This window comes from Klebsiella planticola ATCC 33531, assembly GCF_000735435.1.
In the GTDB taxonomy this organism is placed as follows: Bacteria; Pseudomonadota; Gammaproteobacteria; order Enterobacterales; family Enterobacteriaceae; genus Klebsiella; species Klebsiella planticola.
In genome coordinates this window covers 101,474-120,462 of record NZ_JMPP01000014.1, presented here as the reverse complement: position 1 = coordinate 120,462, position 18,989 = coordinate 101,474, and the positions used below count along the sequence as shown (strand labels likewise).

Below are 18,989 nucleotides of genomic sequence, written 5' to 3'. Positions count from 1 at the left end.
GTTATGTTTCGTTTGACCCTGGTTTTTGTTGCGCTCCTGACCGCAGGCTGTGTTTCCCTCGATCCGGACTATAGCCGCCCGGCGGCGCCGGTTCCCGCGACGCTCCCTGGCGCTCACGGTGAAGCCACTGCGGTGGTCGGCAGCTGGCAGCAGGTTGTCAACGATGCGCGGCTGAAAAAAGTGGTCAGCATGGCGCTGACCAGCAACCGCGATCTGCAGAAAGCGATTGCCGACATTGAGGCCGCTCGGGCGCAGTATGGCGAAACCCGCGCATCGCTGTTCCCCACCGTTGACGCCGAACTGAGCCATACCCGCAGTAAAACTGTCGCCAGCGGCCTCACCTCATCCTCAGAGGCCGACGGCGCGGTCTCCAGCTTCGAGCTGGATCTGTTTGGTAAGAATCAGAGTTTATCGCGGGCGGCACGGGAGACCTGGCTTGCCAGCGAATACACCGCGCAGAATACGCGCCTGACGATGATTGCCGATCTGACCACCGCATGGGTCACGCTCGCGGCGGATAACAGCAATCTGGCGCTGGCCCAGCAGACCCTGGCCAGCGCAGAGAACTCACGCAAAATTGTTGCCCGCCAGATGGCGGTAGGCACCGCTTCCGCGGGCGACCTCAGCGATGCCGAAAGCGTTTACCAGCAGGCGCGTGCCAGCGTCGCCAGCTATCGCACCCAGGTGGCGCAGGACAAAAACGCGCTCAATTTACTGGCCGGTGAAACCGTGCCCGACAGCCTGCTGCCCGGTACCCTGGAAAGCCTCGGCGACCACAGCATTAGCCTGGTACCGGCCGGCGTATCCTCGTCGGTGCTGCTCCGCCGCCCGGATATCCAGGAAGCGGAGCATAACCTGAAGAGCGCCAATGCGGATATCGGCGCGGCGCGAGCCAATTTCTTCCCGACCATCTCCCTGACCGCCAGCGCTGGCGTGGGCAGCGATGCGCTATCTTCCCTGTTCAGTCACGGAATGCAGGTGTGGTCGTTCGCCCCGTCGATTAGCCTGCCGCTGTTTACCGGCGGCAGCAATCTGGCCCAGCTGCGCTACGCGGAAGCGGAGAAAAAGGGATTGATCGCCACCTACGAGAAGAGTATCCAGAGCGCCTTTAAAGACGTGGCCGATGCGCTGGCGCGCCGGGAAACGCTGAGCGAGCAGCTGGATGCCCAGCGGCAGTACGTCGCCGCCGAGCAGACGTCGCTGGATATTGCGTTGAGGCGTTATCAGACCGGCGTCGGCGATTATCTGTCGGTCCTGACCGCCCAGCGCACGCTGTGGTCGGCGCAGGCGACGCTGATATCGCTGCAACAAACCGATCTGGAAAACCGCATCACGCTCTGGCAGTCGCTGGGAGGCGGCGCCAGCTAAATCAATATCAACCGGGCGGCAACGCCCGGTATGCTAAAGGAGTTTTTATGCCGCGCATCTCCCTCTCCTGGGCGTTAATTCTCGGCCTGTTAACCGCCATCGGTCCGCTGTGCACCGATTTCTATCTGCCCGCGTTGCCGGATATTACCCGGCAGCTGAATGCCACCGGCACGCAGACCCAGTTCTCGCTAACCGCAGCGCTGATTGGTCTTGGTCTCGGCCAGCTGTTTTTTGGTCCGCTCAGCGACCGCATCGGGCGTAAAAAACCGCTGGTGCTCTCGCTGCTGCTGTTTATTTTCTCATCGGCGATGTGCGCCGCGACCGACGATATTCATCTGTTGATCGGCTGGCGTTTTCTGCAGGGCTTCGCCGGTGCGGGGGGGTCAGTGCTCTCCCGTTCGATTGCCCGCGATAAATATCAGGGCGCCCGACTGACCCAGTTTTTCGCCCTGTTGATGACCGTCAACGGCATCGCCCCGGTGGTGTCGCCGGTGATTGGCGGCTACATCATTACCGCGTTCGACTGGCGAATTTTGTTCTGGACGATGGCCGGGATCGGCGGCGTACTGCTGCTCCTGAGCCTGACGGTGCTACGCGAAACGCTGCCGGGTAAAGATCCGGCCACGACGCATCAGCAGAGCGACATCCCGGTGCTGAAAAACCGCCCCTTTATGCGCTACTGCCTGATTCAGGCTTTTATGATGGCCGGACTGTTCTCATACATCGGCTCGTCGTCGTTCGTGATTCAGAGCGAATACGGCATGACGGCCCTGCAGTTCAGCCTGCTGTTTGGCGTAAACGGCATTGGACTGATTATCGCCGCGCAGATCTTCTCCCGCCTCTCGCGCCGCTATAGCGCCGATACGCTGCTGCGCGGTGGCCTGAGCCTGGCGGTCCTGTGTGCAGTCATCACCCTGTTTCTCGCCTGGCAACATCTGCCGCTACCGGCGCTAATCGGCCTGTTCTTCACCGTGTCGTTCATGAGCGGTATCAGCACCGTTGCCGGCTCAAAAGCGATGAGCGAGGTCAGCAGTACGCAATCGGGTACCGCCTCGGCGCTGATGGGGACCCTGATGTTTGTCTGCGGCGGCATCGCGGCGCCGCTGGCCGGACTCGGCGGTGAAACGATGTTGAAAATGAGCCTCGCCATGACCATCAGCTATCTGATCGCCCTGTTCTTCGGCCTGCAAAAAAACCACTCGACCCTTTAAGCGCGAATGCAGTAATAAAATATTCCAATTTTGTTACTGCATCACTTCCCGACCTGCCTACAAATCTCTTATTATCCGTTGAGTATTAATCGTGATAACCTTCACATGATTGGAATAATTAATTCCTTAAAATCTGGCTTAACTGTGATTGAAGAGGTTTGTGTATGAGTATCGACCTGAGCGCGCTGCTGACCGAGCGCCGCAATGCCAATAGCGCCAATATAGACACCCTGTCCACCGTCGAGATGCTGACGGTTATTAACCAGGAAGACCAGCAGGTGCCCCACGCGATCGCCCCCTATTTACCGCAAATCGCTCAGGTCGTAGATAAAGTGGCCGCGGCGTTACAAGCCGGTGGACGCCTGATTTACATTGGCGCCGGGACCTCCGGGCGCCTGGGGATCCTGGATGCCAGCGAATGTCCGCCGACTTTCGGTACCCGTCCGGAGCAGGTGGTCGGGGTGATTGCCGGCGGCCATAAAGCCATTCTCAGCGCCGTGGAAAATGTGGAAGATAACAAAGCGCAGGGCGCCATGGACCTGCAAAATCTTAACTTCAGCAACCGCGATGTGCTGGTTGGCCTGGCCGCCAGCGGACGTACGCCGTACGTCATTGGCGCCATGGAGTATGCCCACAGCCAGAACGCCTTTGTGGCCATCGTCAGCTGCAACCCGCACGGTGAAATGGCCCGTCTGGCCGATGTGGCCATTACCCCAGTCGTGGGTCCGGAAGTGGTCACCGGGTCTACCCGTCTGAAAGCGGGAACCGCGCAAAAGCTGGTGCTGAACATGATCTCCACCGGTGCCATGATCCGTATTGGTAAGATTTACAGCAACCTGATGGTTGACGTTGAAGCGACCAACGCGAAGCTGATTGAGCGCCAGGTCTCGATCGTTATGGAAGCAACCGACTGCGATCGCGCCACCGCACAGGCCGCGCTGGACGCCTGCGGTCGCCACTGTAAAACCGCCATTGTCATGGTGCTGGCGAATCTGAACGCTGCGGAAGCCCAGTCCCTGCTGGCGCAAAATAACGGTTTTATCCGCCAGGCGCTGAGCAACACCTAAGCGCCGACAACCCGGTAACGTGCAATGGCAAAAATAAATAAAGAGATGATAGCGCGGATCCTGACCCATGTTGGCGGGGCCGCAAACGTCGCCCAGGCGGGGAACTGTATGACCCGCCTGCGTTTAACCCTACGTGATGAGCAGCTCGCCGATAGCGCCGCCATCCGCCAGATTGAAGGGGTGATGGGGGTTATCGTCAGCGATGAGCAGTTTCAGGTGGTGCTCGGCCCCGGTAAAGCGCAAACCGCAGCGGAAATGATGAACGGACTGCTGGAAGAGGCGCCGGCCGACGCGCCGTCTCTGGCGGAGGTGGCGGCAGAGAAAAAACAGGCGCTGAAAAGTAAGCAAACCAGCGGCGTGCAGAAGTTTCTCGCCAAATTCGCCACTATTTTTACCCCGCTGATTCCCGGTTTTATCGCCGTCGGTCTGCTGCTCGGCTTCGCGACGCTGGCAGAACAGATGTTTGTGCTGGAGAACGCCCATCCCAACGCCTCCCTGGTGGCGCTAATTGGCTACATGAAAGTCTTCAGCAAGGGAATGTTCACCTTCCTGAGTATCCTGATCGGCTATAACGCGCAGAAGGCGTTTGGCGGTTCCGGAGTCAACGGCGCCATTATCGCTTCGCTGTTTGTCCTCGGCTACAACCCCGAAGCCACCAGCGGGTTCTTCTCCGGGATCACCACCTTCTTCGGCCACGGCATTGACCCGCGCGGCAACATTATCGGCGTGCTGATTGCCTCGATTCTCGGTGCGTGGGTGGAAAAGCAGGTACGCCGCGTGATGCCGGCCAACCTCGATATGATCCTGACCTCGGCAGTCACCCTGCTGATTATGGGCGCTGTGACCTTTACGGTGATTATGCCCATCGGCGGCTGGTTGTTTACCGGGATGTCGTGGCTGTTCCTCCATCTCAACGGCAACCCGTTTGGCTCCGCGGTGCTCGCCGGTCTGTTCCTGCTGGCGGTGATGTTCGGCGTCCATCAGGGCTTCGTGCCGGTCTATTTTGCGCTGGTCGATGCGCAAGGATTTAACTCACTGTTCCCGATCCTGGCGATGGCGGGAGCCGGGCAGGTTGGTGCCGCGCTGGCGCTGTACTGGCGGGCGAAGCACGGCTCGATGCTGCGGACCCAGATTAAAGGGGCGATCATTCCCGGCTTTCTCGGTATCGGCGAACCGCTGATTTATGGCGTAACCCTGCCGCGCATGAAGCCGTTTATCACCGCCTGTATTGGCGGTGCCTGCGGCGGCTTTTTCCTCGGTCTGATCGCGTGGCTGGGCCTGCCGGTAGGGCTGAATACGGTCTTTGGCCCTTCTGGCCTCGTGGCGCTACCGCTAATGACCTCCGCGAGCGGGATCTACGCTGGCATGGCGGTTTACGCCGCAGGTCTGGCCGTTTCCTACCTCTGCGGCTTCGCCTTTACCTGGCTGTTCGGCAGTAAAAACGTCGATTTGAGCTAACGCCAAATCACCCCGGGGTCCCGGCCATCGCCACCACGCCGGGCCCCACCATTTCCTGCCCGCCTGCGCGCGTCAGCTCATGCTATGATGCGCCCTTTGCAATATTTCATTCGAGGAAAAGATGGGCTCCAGCAAAAAAGGGATGCTGAACGTACTGATAGCCGCGGTGCTATGGGGCAGTTCTGGCGTTTGCGCGCAGTACATTATGCAGCAAAGCCAGATGTCATCGCCGTTTCTGACCATGACGCGTCTGCTGTTCGCTGGCCTGATTCTCCTGATGCTCGCTTTTGTGCACGGCGACAAAATTTTCCGCGTCCTGCAAAACCGCAAAGATGCCTTCAGCCTGCTGTTCTTCTCGCTGTTTGGCGCGCTGACCGTGCAGTACACCTTCCTGATGACCATCGAGAAATCGAACGCCGCGACCGCAACGGTGCTGCAGTTCCTGTCGCCGACCATTATCGTCGCCTGGTTTGCGCTGGCCCGCAAAACACGACCGGGCCCGCTGGTGCTGGCCGCCATCGGGACCTCGCTGGCCGGTACGTTCCTGCTGGTCACCCACGGCAATCCCACCACGTTGTCCATTTCGCCGTCGGCGCTGCTCTGGGGGGTGGCGTCGGCCTTTGCCGCCGCGTTTTACACCACCTGGCCGTCAACGCTCATCGCCCGATACGGCACCCTGCCGATCGTCGGCTGGAGCATGCTGCTGGGCGGGGCAATGCTGCTGCCGTTCTACGGCGGTCAGGGCACCCACTTTGTCGTCAATGGCCGTCTGCTGCTGGCGTTCTTCTATCTGGTGGTGATCGGCACTTCGCTGACTTTCAGCCTCTATTTAAACGGGGCACAGAAAATTGGCGGCGCGAAAGCGGGGATTCTCAGCTGCGCCGAACCGCTGAGCAGCGCGCTGCTGTCGCTCATGCTACTGGGCATCACCTTTACGCTACCGGACTGGCTCGGTACTCTGCTGATTCTGTCCTCTGTGGTGCTGATCGCCGTGGATTCCCGACGTCGGGTTCGGGTAGCATAGATCTGATTTTAAACAACTTAACTTCCTGATAATTTGCGTGTTTCGCATCCTGCGCATATAGTTGACTGAAGCTACTATTTGAGGAGAAGCACCATGAAAGCGTGTTGGATATTGTGCCTGGTTACCACCCTCAGCGCGACGGCGGCCTGGGCCGAATCACCGCTGAAGAGCCTGCAGTTCGAGCAACAAAAGCAGCTGGTGTTAAAAGCGGTGAAGGAAAAATGTGCCCCGAAGACCCCCCTGAGCGATACCGATTTTGCCAATAAAATCCTCGCCTCTCAGGCAAACCAGGAGTATGTCCGGGAGGCCACGCTGGCGAAAGAGCGAAATAACCAGCAGGGTTATCAGGCAGCCATCGATAAAATCAGCTGCCCGGAAACGTAATCACTTTAGCTTCGCCGCCAACGCTTTCCAGTCGAACGGCACCAGCTGTGCATAGTTCAGGTCGCGTGCGGCCATGCTCTGCGGCAGCTGGCGTTGCGCCTGGGCCGTCGCCCGGCTCATCAGCCCTGCGCCCCCCGCATCACGCAGCGTTTTCACCACCTCTTCCATCTCCTCACTGCGGCGAATACCGTGTTCAGCCACCCGGCTAATCAGATATCCCGGCAACGCGTCGTTCCAGCCCAGCGACGGAAAACTGGCGTGCAGCGATGCCAGTACCTGCTCTTCCACCCCATATTCGCGGGCGGCGAACAGGCATTCGGTCGTCAACGCTTCCAGGCCTTTGATCATCACGCTCCGGCACATTTTAATGGCCGACACCTTGCCCACTTCATCCGCGCCGTAACGAGCGTTCAGCCCCAGGGCGCTTAAGCGTTCCGTGAGTGCGCGAGCCTGCGTGCCCCCGATCAGCAACGGCGTGCTCAGCCGCGCCGGCGGTACCGGCGCCATGACCGCCACATCGAGATAGGCCCCGGGCAAAAAGCGATTGGCCGCGATACGTTTAGTTTCAGGGGCCACCGAGTTCAAATCGAGGAAAAACTGGCCTTCGCGTACGTATTCGGCTGCTGCCAGCGCGACTTCCAGCGCCGAGCCGGCGGTCACGGTGGAGAAGATCAGCGCTGCCCCCTCCAGCGCCTGGGCAAGCGAGTCCGCAACCCGGACGCCAGCGAGATGCGCTTTTTCCCGCATCGCTGCGCGCTCTGCGCCCTGAAGTTTGTGGTCCCAGATGGTAACGTCATTTTCCCGTGCCAAATCACCCGCCAGAATCCCGCCCGCTTCGCCAAAACCAATAAATGTTATTGCCGTCATCATTGCTCCTTATGCGGCCAGACCCTGGCCGGAATACAGACTTCGCCGGAAAACAGCAGACGGGCGGTACGCAGCAGACCGCAGCCCGCCAGTTCACCCTGCGCGCCGCGCCGCAGGGCAACGCTGAACTCGCCGCTGGGGTGCTCAACGCTGATAAGAGGATTGTCGCCCACCCGCGCCAGCCCCTCGGCGACCGAACCGGGGATCAGACAGGCGCTGGCGACGCTGACTGCGCCAAATACGCCAATCGACGCATGGCAGCGGTGAGGGATAAAGGTCCGGCTGGAAATCGCGCCACCGTCGCGCGGCTCGGCGAGCAGGGTCATTTTCGGTACCGTACGCCGGGCAACATCGCCCAGATTCATTCGTGGGCCGGCCTGCAGGCGTATCGACTCCAGCCGCTGTTTCAGCTCGCTGTCGTTATCCAGCTGTTCACGGGTTTCATAGCCGCTTCGCCCAAGGTCGCGGGCACGTAACAAAATCACCGGCATACCGTTATCGATGCAGGTCACCTCGATGCCGTCGAAGCGATCAATGGCGTTGCCGGTTGGCAGCAGCGCGCCGCAGCTGGAACCTGCGACATCAAGAAAATTCAGTACGATTTGGCTGGCATACCCCGGCACCCCATCAATACGCGTCCCACCCGCATACTCCACACCGTCTTCATCGCAAGGCACCTCAGCGATAGCCGTCTGACCGGTGTTTTCCATAAATATTCGCACCTGGGTCAGCGGCGCCGCGTGGGCCACCAGGCCGCGTTCAATCGCGAACGGCCCGACGGCGGCGAGAATATTGCCGCAGTTCTGCCCGTAATCGACCACGGCGCTATCGACGTTAACCTGAGCAAACAGGTAATCGACGTCAGCGTCTGGTCGCGCGGAGCGACGGATAATCGCCACTTTGCTGGTCAGCGGATCGGCGCCGCCGATGCCGTCAATCTGTCTGGCGTCCGGCGAGCCCATCGCCGCCAGCAGCACCGCATCGCGCTGCGCGGGGTCTGACGGCAGATCGTCCGCCAGGAAACAGGCGGCTTTCGAGGTACCGCCGCGCATCAGCAGGCAGGGTATCTTGCGTTGCGCCATCTTAGCCCTCCACATCGTCCGCATTGTCGTAGTAACGCAGCCCCTTTTCCGCCAGACGCGGACGCATGGCGTAGATATCCAGTCCCAGCTCGCCGTCGCGCAGCCGATCGCGCTTCGCCATTTCATTAGCCATTCGGGTTTCCGCTTTGGCCAGCACCGCGCGGGCTTGTGCATGCGGTACGACCACGACGCCATCGTCATCCGCCACCACCACATCGCCGGGGGTAACCAGTTGCCCGGCGCAGACAACCGGGACGTTGACCGATCCCAACGTCTCTTTCACCGTCCCCTGGGCATAGACCTGGCGCGACCACACGGCAAAGCCCATTTCTCGCAGGGTATGCGAGTCGCGGATCCCGATATCGCCCACCAGGCCTATCACGCCCCGTGATTGCAGCGACGTTGCCAGCAGGTCACCGAAGAAGCCATCGCCGCAGGGCGAGGTCGGGGCCACGACCAGAATATCGCCCGCGCGACACTGCTCGACCGCCACGTGGAACATCCAGTTGTCGCCCGGCGTCACCAGCACCGTTACGGCGTTCCCCGCCCGGCTGACGCCTTGCTGAATCGGGCGAATGGCTGGAGCCATCAATCCCTGCCGATCGTGCGCTTCATGAATCGTTGCCACCCCAGCTGTTGCAAACTGCTGTAACGTCGCCGCGTCGTGGCGCGGCAGATTACGGACAACAATGCCTTTTTTATTCAACAGGTTCATGCCAGATTCTCCGTCACCCGCGGGAAGATGCTCTGATATGCTTCGCCGTGAACGATATCGCGGGCGGCGGTAATGCCAATATTGCGTTTCGCCTGCACGCCGCGCTGCAGCGCAACCCGGGTGTAGTACTCCCAGAGATGCTCCTGGCCCTGCATACACTGAATAGCCTGATATTTTTTCTCCCACACGCTGGTGATATCCAGCAAGACATCCGGCTGCCAGTGGCACTGTTCCGGCTGGTGCGGCTCAAAGCAGTAAACCGGCGGCGCGGCAACGATCTTTTCGCCGGGACGATAGCCTTCTGCCTGGGCAATGATCCGCGCTTCCTGGGCCAGATTAGAGGCCATCGGATGGTCGTAGTTGTAGGGGTCCTGCAGCGAGTGAGTCAGGACAAAGTGCGGCTGCACGCGACGATAAACATCGGCCAGACGGAACAGCGTCTCTTTATCGGCGCGCAGAGGATAATCGCCGATATCAAAGAACTCGACGCTGGCGCCGAGGATATCGGCGGCGGCCTGCGCCTCTTGCTGGCGGATCTGCTTCACCGTCTCTTCGGTCATGTTGCCTTTGCGCCACAATTTGGCCGATTCGCCACGCTCGCCGAACGACAGGCAGACAATATGGACCTGGTAGCCCTGGCTGGCGTGCAGGGCAATCGCCCCGCCAGCGCGCCAGACGAAATCGGCAGAGTGGGCGCTGACGACAAGGGCACTTTTTTCGCTATGCGGATGAGACATGATGGCTTCCTCTGTTGTTTTTTTCAGCTTGTCATGTCCCGGGGTCCGCGGGTAATTCGTTAACTTGCGAAGGCTATGATTTTTATTTATGTTGTAGGAAAGCTCACAACCTGGCGCCTGGTACAGAATGTTGAAGAGAAAATACGATAAGACGATAAATATCATGCAGCTACGCTTCTTCTGCCAGGTCGCTCAGCGCGGTAGCGTCTCGCGTGCCGCTGATGACTTATTTCGTACACAGTCGGCGATCACCCGGGCAATCCGCGATCTGGAAGCGGCGCTGAACGTGACGCTATTCGAGCGCCACTACAGCGGGATGGTGGCGACAGAGTACGGTAAATGTATTCTGCCGCGCGCCCTGCGCGCGATCGGTGATTTACAGGCGATTCCCTCCCTGTTGCACAAGCTGAAAGCCCGCGCCTCATCGGCGCTGCCGGACGCCGGCTGGCTGTTTAATACCCGGCGGCTGGAGATTTTTCTGCAGCTCTACCATGTCAACCACACGCAGACCGTCGCCACGCAGCTGGGTATCACCCAGCCGGCGGTCAGCGCGGCGCTGAAAATTCTGGAAAAAGGCGCCGATTCCGCGCTGTTTCGCCGGACACCGGAAGGCGTCCGCCCGACGCCGGCAGCAGACCTGCTGTACCCGCCCATCAGCCGGGCACTCAACGAGCTGGAGAATATCTGGAGCGATCTTGCCGCCCGTCGGGGGGTGCTTGAGGGTAGCGTGCGCATCGGCGCCCTGCCGCTCAGCCGTACCCGGCTGCTGCCTGCGGCGATTAGCGCCTTTCTGGCGCATCATCCGGGGATTATGGTGATGACCAACGAAAGTCCGTATGAGTCGTTGGTTTCCGACATGCGCGCGGGGCACATCGATTTTATTATCGGCGCGCTGCGTCAGGATGAAGAGCTGCCGGACCTGAGCTGCGAGGCGCTGTTTGAGGAAGATATGTTGATTCTTCTGCGCAACGAGCACCCGCTGCTTCGCCACCCCGACCCACTGAGTCAGCTAGCGGCCGCGCAATGGGTACTGCCACGCTCGAATGCTCCGGCACGACGCCTGCTGGAGCGGGCGTTTCTGACATTGGGATTACCTTTGCCGCAGCCAACCGTGGAGACAGGAGATGCGGCGATGGTGCGCGGCCTGCTACGCGACTCTGATATGCTGGCGGCAGTTTCCGCCAGCCAGATGTGTTTCGAAATCGACAATGGCCTGCTGACCGTCCTGCCGGTGCAGCTGCCGGATACCACCCGCCGCATCGGGCTAACCTTCCGCGCGGGCAGTTTGCCGTCGCCGGCGACCCAGGCACTGCTCAGCTTTATCCAGCGGCAGGTCGCGCAAGGTTAACGGGTTCCGGCCACCGAGTAAGTCACCTGCTGATTTCGCGTTTTCTGGAACTCTTCCAGCGTCTGTCCGCGCATGGCGGCGTAGATATGCAGGTTGGATACGCCCACCACCGCCCCCATTTTCTCCAGCAGGAAAAAGCTGGCGCCGTACTGAATCAGCCCACGCCAGTCGCGCTCATCGAGCAGACGTTGCTCCTCTTCGCTGAGCCCCGCTTCGGCGTAAAGCGCCTGCGGTTGCTTGAGAAAACGCTCGCGCCAGGCGGGCTGGATCAACTGGTGGAGGAAACTGTTCAACCGCAGGCTATTCAGGCTCCGTTCATGGGTGAACGGATAGGTCCCCGGCAGCTTTTCCACGCCAGCCAGCTGCTGTGCCATGTGCTGACGATGGCGACTGAGGGTATCCACCGGCGGAGTGCGGGCATTATTTTCCAGAATCAGGGTGGCGATGCCGGTCATTGACGGCAGGTAGTAGTCACGCCAGGTTTCAGTCACATTCGCCGACAGCGCGCCGCGCATGACCAGCCACATAATCACTTCAGACCCTTCCATCCCCCCAAGCGTGGCGTACTCGCCAAGCGTCATTTCAGCCAGCTTTTCCGGATCATTAACCAGCATATCAACGAACTGCGCGTCCCACTGCGGATTGTTGAAACCGCAGCGCTCGCCATGCACCTGATGCGACAGGCCCCCGGTCGCGACGATCGCCACGTTGATATCTTGCGGGTAGCTTTCGATCGCCCGGCGCAGCGCCTGGCCAAGCTTGTAGCAGCGCCGGGCGCTGGGCACCGGAAATTGCAACACGCCGATTTGCAATGGGATCACCCGCGTCGGCCATCCCGTCTCCTGCTGCCACGGCAGCAGCGCCGAGAGCGGAGAGAACAGGCCGTGGTCGAGCTTTTTGTTCATAAAGAACGACATATCAAACTCGTCCGCCATCAGGCTCGCGCCAATATGCCTGGAGAGCGCCGCATCGCCTTTTACCGGCGGCAGATCGCGCGGGCCACCCCCTTCGTCTGCCACATCGTATTCGTTATCAATCCCGAGCGTAAACGTCGAGTAGTGATCGAAGAAAAAGGCGGTCACATGGTCATTAAAGATATAGACCAGCGCATCCGGTTTTTTCTCATCAAGCCAGCGCTGCAGCGGCTCAAAGCTCTGGAAAATAGGTGCCCATGCCGCGTCCTGCTGTTTGTGATGATCGACGGCAAAGCCGATGGTCGGGGTATGAGAAACGGCGATCCCGCCGAGTATTCTGGCCATAAGGTAACTCCACTTATCGGTTATGCAACGTTTGCGACAGCGCGTTCAGATCCGCCTCTGTTTGCCGAGGCTTAGGGTGGTTCATACGGTGCAGTAAAATCGCGATCCCCGCCAGGCAGGCCGGTAGCGCCAGCACCAAAAATATTGAAGAGTGGCCCGGTACGGCGAGCATAATCACGCCACCGAGGGTAGAGCTAAGTATCGCTCCGCTACGGCCAATACCGTGCATCCAGCTAACGCCGGTGGCGCGAATTTCGGTCTGATAGTAGGCCGGCGAGTAGGCCTGCAGGCCATTTTGCGCGCCGTTAATACACATGCCGCTGATAAAGATCAGCACCGCCAGCGCCGCCGAGCCGAAGTCCATCAGCCCCTGGGTTAACAGACACATACAGCCGAGGAAATAGGTCACCGCAATCACCGCTTTTGCCGAGCCGCGGTCCATCAGATAACCGACAAGGATCCCCCCCAGCGGGCCGCCCAGCTGGAACAGACCGGTGATAATCGCCGCCTGCTGCAGCGACAATCCACCAGAACGTAAAATCGTGGGCAGCCAGCCGTTGAGCAGATAAATCACAAACAGCCCCATAAAATAGGTCAGCCACAGGGCGAGCGTGCCGCGCGCATAGCCGTTGCGAAACAGCTGCGCCACCTTACTGCGCCGTGAGATTTGCGGCGCATTGAGCTGAAAGACGGTGCTGCTATCGAAGCTGCCGCCCAGACGGTTGAGGACCCGGGCAATATGCTCACCCGGTAAGCGACGCGCCACCATATTCATCGCCGACTCCGGCAGCATGACGACCATGAACGGCAGCACCACCAGCGGCAGTACGCCGCCGAATATCAGCGCCGAATGCCAGCTGTAATGCGACAGCAGACCCGCGGCGATAAAGCCGCCCAGCCCGGAGCCGACGTTAAAGCCGCTGTACATCAGGGTGATCATCAGCCCCTTACGACGTTCGGGCATATATTCCGCCACCAGCGTCACGCAGTTGGGCATCACCGCCCCCAGCCCCAGCCCGGTGAGAAAGCGCATCAGCGCCAGCTGTGACGGGCTCTGCGCCAGCGCGGCGGCAAGGCTGAAGAGAGCAAAAAAGGCCACCGACCACAGCAGAATACGCTTGCGACCGTAACGATCGGAAAGCGGGCCGGCAACCAGCGCGCCGAGGGCTACGCCAAACATGGCGGCCCCGAGGATCGGCCCCATTTCGGCCCGACTGATGCCCCAGTCTTCAATCAGAGCCGGGGCGATAAAACCCATCACCGCCGCATCGTAGCCATCAAGCATAATGATGACAAAACACAGCAGCAGGACGTTCCACTGAAAACGTGAGATCGGTCGGGCATCGATCCACGACTTCACGTCGACAACACGAGGGTGATTCATAGGGTGACTTCCTTAAGCAGGCGATACGAATGTTCTGGTTAATGATTTTTGGTATTGAACTTTCGTATTCAACTTAAGGTAGTCACCGGGCGCTGTCCGGTTCAAAAAACCGGCGGCAGCTATGAGTTCTGTTTATATTGTGAAGTGGACAGCAAAAAGGTCGGTATAAAAAAACCCGCGGTGTTAAAGCCGCGGGTCGAGGTTCAGAAGGGGCGCTTAGCGCTTCGGAATAATTAAATCACCGCGCAACATGCTGCCGCCGAGCATCTGGGTTTTTTCCGTCAGCCAGCTGACGATGCGTGTCGCCATGGCGTCCATCGAATACTCAATTGCCGGGATGGTCGGAATACCGGGCAGCTGTAACGATCCGGCCAGGCTGAACACCATAACTTTTTCCGGCACCGCCCGGTTGAACGCCAGCAGCTGCGGCACAATATGCTGAGCCTGTTGCTCGTCGGCAACCAGTAACGCATTGAAATTCAAGGTGGTCGCATTGTTCACCAGTTCCTGCACCGCCACCGACGGCGATGTGCTGTCGAGGAATACCAGGTTGCGATTAAACGGCAGGAAATTTTTTTCCAGCGCATGTTTGTAGCCCAGCAAAACCTGGTCGGCAAAGCCGCTCCCTTCCGGATGAATTAACGCAATCTGTCGCCGCCCCTGGCTAATCAGGTAGTTACAGGCCGTTTCCGCCGCAAATGCGTGGTCAAACTGAATATTGTTCACCCCTTCGCTTTCCAGGCAGTCAATCAGCGCCACATCCGGCCGGTCGATATTTAATGGAAACCGCGCGCCGATAATCAACACATCATCACACAGGCCGCAGCTGAGCTCTTCGAGGGCGCTCATCACGCCGGCGCGCGTGTTGGCAAAGCGCAGCAGCAGATGCTTCTGATGCAGGCTCAGCTGTTTTTCCAGAGCATACAGATAGCTGGTCGTTTGATTAATATTGTCCTGAGCACAAATCACGCCGATACAGCCGGTGCTCTGGCTAAGCAGCGACTGGGCTATCATATTGGGTCGGTAATTGAGTTCTTCTGCCGCCTGCAGTACCGCCTGACGGCTGGCCTCTTTGACGCCGCGCGAACCGCTCAAAACCCGAGAGACGGTGGCTTTAGACACCCCTGCTAAACGTGATACATCATTGATTGTAGACATCATTATCCCCTGACAGGGCCCGTCCGATCCCTGTACATCCCCGGCCCTGAATCGCTTCAATTATAACCATCGCCAGTATATCCGTTTCCCTTTTCATTTGGAAACCGATTCTCCGTTTCATGGAAAAACATCGCCAAACCGGCCGAAATCTGTGAGCAGAATCCAATTAATTAGCGCTATAAGGAGAAGATCTTGACAGTCATCACAGTTCTGTTTTTTATGAATGGAAACCGGTTTCCGTCTGATATCAAATCATCCACGCAATAACTTTTTACATTTTGAGGATGAGTGTCGATGTACAAGATTATGCTGTGCTGCTCTGCCGGGATGTCCACAAGTTTGCTGGTCAGGAAGATGGTCGACGTGGCGAAAGAACGTAACCTGCCGGTGCAGATTGACGCCTACGGCGTTTCCGAATTTGACATGCAGTTTCCGCAGTACCAGGTGGTACTTCTTGGTCCGCAGGTGAAATACATGTTGAAAACATTGTCAGAAAAAGCCGCCTCCCTGAATATTCCGGTCCAGCCTATTAATGCCATGGACTACGGGATGCAACGGGGAGATAACGTCCTGGATTATGCGCTGTCGCTGATTAATCCGGCGCAATAAGAGGTGTGCAAATGAGCTCTCTGTATCAGTCCATGATTGCCGTGATCGAGCAATCTATTACTCCGCTGGCAGGACGCCTTGGGCAGCAGAAGTATGTTATCGCTATTCGCGATGGCTTCACTGCCGCATTGCCGTTTATGATCATCGGCTCTTTCATGCTGGTATTTATCTTTCCTCCCTTTTCACCGGATACCACCAATGGTTTTGCCCGCGGCTGGCTCGATTTCTCGCAGCAGTACCGCGAACAGCTGATGCTGCCGTTCAACCTCAGCATGGGGGTGATGACGTTCTTTATCTCCGTCGGTATTGGCGCCAGTCTGGGACGCCAGTTTCAACTCGACCCGGTGATGTCCGGCCTGCTGGCATTCATGGCCTTTTTACTGGTGGCGGCCCCTTATGCTGACGGTAAAATCTCGACGCAGTACCTGTCAGGTCAGGGGATCTTTACCGCGCTGATTACCGCCATTTACTCCACCCGCGTCTACGCGTGGTTGAAGCAGAACAACATTACCATTCGCCTGCCGAAAGAGGTGCCAACCGGCGTCGCCCGTTCGTTTGAAATCCTGATCCCGGTCCTGGTGGTGATTGGCACCTTGCATCCGCTAAACCTGTTTATCGAAGCCCAGACCGGCATGATCCTGCCGCAGGCGATTATGCACCTGCTGGAACCGCTGGTATCCGCTTCCGACTCCCTGCCCGCGATTCTGCTTTCCGTGCTGATGTGCCAGATTTTCTGGTTTGCCGGGATCCACGGCTCGCTGATTGTCACCGGAATTATGAACCCGTTCTGGATGGCAAACCTGTCGGCAAACCAGGCGGCTCTGGCAGCCGGTGCCGCCCTGCCGCACGTGTATTTGCAAGGTTTCTGGGACCACTATCTGCTGATTGGCGGCGTGGGTTCAACCTTACCGCTGGCCTTCCTGCTGCTGCGTAGCCGCGTGGCGCACCTGCGTACCATCGGCAAAATGGGCATCGTGCCCAGCTTCTTTAATATTAATGAGCCGATCCTGTTTGGGGCGCCGATAATTATGAACCCGATGATGTTTATCCCGTTCGTTTTCGTCCCGATGATCAACGCTATCCTGGCCTATGGCGCAACCCGCCTCGGCTGGCTGACGCAGGTCGTGTCGCTGACGCCGTGGACGACCCCAGCACCGATAGGCGCCTCCTGGGCGGCTAACTGGACCTTAAGTCCGGTCATCATGTGCCTCATTTGTATGGTGATGTCAGCGGTTATCTACCTGCCGTTCCTGCGCGCCTATGAACGCTCTTTAATGAAAACTGAAGTAGAAAAAGCAAAAAATAGCGTACCGGTTGCCGAAACCGTCAGCCAGTAATCAGCGGCAATACCGCTGGCGGAATGTTTTCCGTAAAATTTAAATAATAAAATACCATCGTCTCCGAATAATGCGAAAAAGGAATTTTCGCTATATTCTTTAAATAATAAAATTAATCACCTCAGGTAATATTATGATTGATCTAGAAGAAGCGGTAATGGAAATTATCGTGAATGCGGGACAGTCACGCTCATTATGTTTTGAAGCGTTACATGCCGCCCGTAGTGGAAATATTAATGAAGCCAAATTACTCCTGAATGAAGCCGACGGCTACGCCCGCCGCGCGCACCTGATGCAGACCCGGCTCATCGAGCAGGACGCCGGTGAGGCGCGCCAGCCAATGACGTTAATTATGGTGCATGCTCAGGATCATTTAATGAATTCACTGCTAGCGCGTGAATTTTCAGAAGAATTAATTCATTTATACCAGCGTTAATTTATATAAATATTTAACAACTGTACCCGAAATAAACAAACCAGCTTATCCTGGCGGGATGGCTATTATCTGAATATATGAATTATTAAAAGCGAGATAATTATGAAAACTGTAAAAATGCTGCCATTAGCAATGGCGGTCGTCGCCGCGCTGTGCCCAATTTCCGTACTCGCCCAAGATTTTACTCAGGAACAAATTGACGCCATTGTGGCAAAAGCCGTCGATAAGGCGCTGGCGGATCGTCAGGCTAAAATTGATGCCGCCGCCAACAAGAAAGTGGACGTCATTACCAACCCGCAAACCACCGCCGCTTCGCCGGATATGGCGATTCCGTTCGGCCTGAAGTTTAGCGGCTACGCCCGCTACGGCGCCCAGTTCCAGACGGGCGATCAGAAGTTCGTTGGCGTCGATGGCTCCTATAACGGCGCGTCGGCCATCGGCCGTCTGGGCAACGAAGGCAACGGCGGCGAGTTCCAGATTACCAAAGCCTTTAAGAGCAGCCAGGGCGCCATCTGGGACATCAACGTCATGTTCGATCACTGGAGCGACGAAGTTAACCTCAAGAAGGCCTACGTTGGCGTCACCAACGTGCTGGAATCGAATCCCGGCGCTTATATCTGGGCCGGTCGTGATTTCCACCAGCGTCCACAGCAGGGCATCAACGACTACTTCTGGATGAACCACGACGGCCAGGGCGCCGGGGTGAAAAACTTCGATATCGGCGGTGTCCAGTTCGATGTCGCGGCGGTTTCGCAGGTAGAGTCCTGTAGTCCGGAAGTCATGGCCGACGAAGCTAACCCATCGCGCATTACCTGTACCGGCGGCTCCGGCACCGGCGACGACGGTCACTATGCGCTGACCTCGAAAATTCACAATATGAAAGCGGGCCCGATCGACGTTGAGGTCTATGCCAACTACGGTTTTGATTCCAAAGCCGTGGATGACGATGCCCGACTTGACGCCTGGCAGGGCGGCCTGGTGCTGAGCCATACTAACGACAGCGGCGTCAATAAGGTGATTCTGCGCTACTCGGATAACTCGGATAACAGCGTCTATAACAAGACAGACGACCTGACGGCGATTTACGCCAGCTTCGAGGGGCTCCACAAGTTTACTCAGCAGGCGCAGGTGGAATACCTGCTGGCCTTCCACGATTACGATAACGGCAAAGATGATAGCGATAATCGTAAAAACTACGGGGCGATCGTGCGTCCGATGTACTTCTGGAATGACGTGCATTCGACCTGGCTGGAAGCGGGCTATCAACGCGTAGATTACAATCAGGGCGGAGATAACCACGGCTGGAAACTGACGTTGTCGCAGAATATCGCCATCGGGATGGGGCCGGAATTCCGTCCGATGCTGCGTTTCTACGTCACCGGTGGCCAGGTAGATAATAAACGTACCGCGAAGGTGAACGGCACCAAAGACAGCCAGCTGGATTCGCTGAACGTCGGCGGCATGTTTGAGGCGTGGTTCTGATGCCATAGCTTTCCCCGGAGGCAGCGCGTGACGCGCCTGTCCGGTTAATAAGGTATGTCCCCC

Annotated in this window: 18 protein-coding genes; 11 read left to right on the top strand and 7 right to left on the bottom strand. The window is 58.1% G+C overall.

Annotated elements, in window-relative coordinates:
• Positions 1–3 precede the first annotated feature (3 nt).
• The 6 genes from GRPL_RS20715 (at position 4) to GRPL_RS20740 (ending at position 6,512) form a co-directional block, all read left to right on the top strand.
• Positions 4–1,368, top strand: coding sequence for an efflux transporter outer membrane subunit (locus GRPL_RS20715; RefSeq protein ID WP_032690221.1), 1,365 nt, complete (start codon positions 4–6; stop codon positions 1,366–1,368).
• A 47-nt stretch (positions 1,369–1,415) separates the two neighbouring features.
• Complete coding sequence (locus GRPL_RS20720; RefSeq protein ID WP_032698517.1) at positions 1,416–2,579, top strand: multidrug effflux MFS transporter; 1,164 nt, start codon at positions 1,416–1,418, stop codon at positions 2,577–2,579.
• 164 nt (positions 2,580–2,743) lie between these two features.
• Positions 2,744–3,646 carry an N-acetylmuramic acid 6-phosphate etherase gene (murQ, locus tag GRPL_RS20725; protein ID WP_032690219.1) on the top strand — a complete coding sequence of 301 codons (903 nt, stop codon included), beginning with the start codon at positions 2,744–2,746 and terminating at the stop codon, positions 3,644–3,646.
• A gap of 24 nt (positions 3,647–3,670) precedes the next feature.
• A complete protein-coding gene (gene murP / locus GRPL_RS20730) occupies positions 3,671–5,104 on the top strand; it encodes a PTS N-acetylmuramic acid transporter subunit IIBC (protein ID WP_032690218.1) in 1,434 nt (477 codons plus the stop codon).
• A 121-nt stretch (positions 5,105–5,225) separates the two neighbouring features.
• Entirely contained in the window at positions 5,226–6,128 is a 903-nt protein-coding gene (locus GRPL_RS20735; protein WP_032690217.1) for an EamA family transporter, read from the top strand.
• Positions 6,129–6,221: 93 nt separating this feature from the next.
• A complete protein-coding gene (locus tag GRPL_RS20740; RefSeq protein ID WP_032698516.1) occupies positions 6,222–6,512 on the top strand; it encodes a YicS family protein in 291 nt (96 codons plus the stop codon).
• Here the strand turns inward: GRPL_RS20740 and GRPL_RS20745 are convergent, their stop codons facing one another.
• From GRPL_RS20745 to GRPL_RS20760, 4 genes are read right to left on the bottom strand one after another with little or no spacing between them, the layout of a single operon-like run.
• Complete coding sequence (locus GRPL_RS20745; protein WP_032698514.1) at positions 6,513–7,379, bottom strand: NAD(P)-dependent oxidoreductase; 867 nt, start codon at positions 7,377–7,379, stop codon at positions 6,513–6,515. It lies immediately after the preceding gene.
• Positions 7,379–8,461 carry a 4-oxalomesaconate tautomerase gene (locus GRPL_RS20750; protein ID WP_032698512.1) on the bottom strand — a complete coding sequence of 361 codons (1,083 nt, stop codon included), beginning with the start codon at positions 8,459–8,461 and terminating at the stop codon, positions 7,379–7,381. Before GRPL_RS20750 ends, GRPL_RS20745 begins: the two co-directional genes overlap by 1 nt.
• A gap of 1 nt (position 8,462) precedes the next feature.
• Entirely contained in the window at positions 8,463–9,176 is a 714-nt protein-coding gene (locus GRPL_RS20755) for a 4-carboxy-4-hydroxy-2-oxoadipate aldolase/oxaloacetate decarboxylase (protein ID WP_032690213.1), read from the bottom strand.
• On the bottom strand, positions 9,173–9,913 hold the full coding sequence (locus GRPL_RS20760) for a PIG-L deacetylase family protein (RefSeq protein WP_032697040.1): 741 nt from the start codon (positions 9,911–9,913) through the stop codon (positions 9,173–9,175). The genes GRPL_RS20755 and GRPL_RS20760 overlap by 4 nt, the downstream gene beginning before the upstream one ends.
• A 127-nt stretch (positions 9,914–10,040) precedes the next feature.
• Between GRPL_RS20760 and GRPL_RS20765 the strand changes: the two genes are divergently transcribed.
• The gene (locus GRPL_RS20765; RefSeq protein ID WP_032698511.1) at positions 10,041–11,261 is read left to right on the top strand and encodes a LysR family transcriptional regulator; all 1,221 of its coding nucleotides are present in this window, start codon (positions 10,041–10,043) and stop codon (positions 11,259–11,261) included.
• Here the strand turns inward: GRPL_RS20765 and GRPL_RS20770 are convergent.
• The 3 genes from GRPL_RS20770 to GRPL_RS20780 all read right to left on the bottom strand — a co-directional run bounded on the left by GRPL_RS20770 (position 11,258) and on the right by GRPL_RS20780 (position 15,062).
• Positions 11,258–12,520: a gallate dioxygenase gene (locus tag GRPL_RS20770; RefSeq protein ID WP_032698510.1), complete on the bottom strand. Its 1,263-nt coding sequence runs from the start codon at positions 12,518–12,520 to the stop codon at positions 11,258–11,260. The two genes, GRPL_RS20765 and GRPL_RS20770, sit on opposite strands and share 4 nt — an antisense overlap.
• 13 nt (positions 12,521–12,533) lie before the next feature.
• Complete coding sequence (locus tag GRPL_RS20775) at positions 12,534–13,904, bottom strand: MFS transporter (protein WP_032697042.1); 1,371 nt, start codon at positions 13,902–13,904, stop codon at positions 12,534–12,536.
• A gap of 216 nt (positions 13,905–14,120) precedes the next feature.
• The gene (locus GRPL_RS20780) at positions 14,121–15,062 is read right to left on the bottom strand and encodes a LacI family DNA-binding transcriptional regulator (protein ID WP_032698508.1); all 942 of its coding nucleotides are present in this window, start codon (positions 15,060–15,062) and stop codon (positions 14,121–14,123) included.
• A 294-nt stretch (positions 15,063–15,356) separates the two neighbouring features.
• Here GRPL_RS20780 and GRPL_RS20785 point away from each other — a divergent pair, with 294 nt between their 5' ends.
• The 4 genes from GRPL_RS20785 to GRPL_RS20800 all read left to right on the top strand — a co-directional run bounded on the left by GRPL_RS20785 (position 15,357) and on the right by GRPL_RS20800 (position 18,926).
• Entirely contained in the window at positions 15,357–15,671 is a 315-nt protein-coding gene (locus GRPL_RS20785) for a PTS sugar transporter subunit IIB (RefSeq protein WP_032690208.1), read from the top strand.
• A gap of 11 nt (positions 15,672–15,682) precedes the next feature.
• Positions 15,683–17,008, top strand: coding sequence for a PTS sugar transporter subunit IIC (locus GRPL_RS20790; protein WP_032698507.1), 1,326 nt, complete (start codon positions 15,683–15,685; stop codon positions 17,006–17,008).
• A 133-nt stretch (positions 17,009–17,141) separates the two neighbouring features.
• The gene (locus GRPL_RS20795; RefSeq protein WP_015585486.1) at positions 17,142–17,444 is read left to right on the top strand and encodes a PTS lactose/cellobiose transporter subunit IIA; all 303 of its coding nucleotides are present in this window, start codon (positions 17,142–17,144) and stop codon (positions 17,442–17,444) included.
• A gap of 102 nt (positions 17,445–17,546) precedes the next feature.
• Positions 17,547–18,926 (top strand): carbohydrate porin, encoded by a 1,380-nt coding sequence (locus GRPL_RS20800; RefSeq protein WP_032698506.1) that lies wholly within the window; start codon positions 17,547–17,549, stop codon positions 18,924–18,926.
• Positions 18,927–18,989 lie beyond the last annotated feature (63 nt).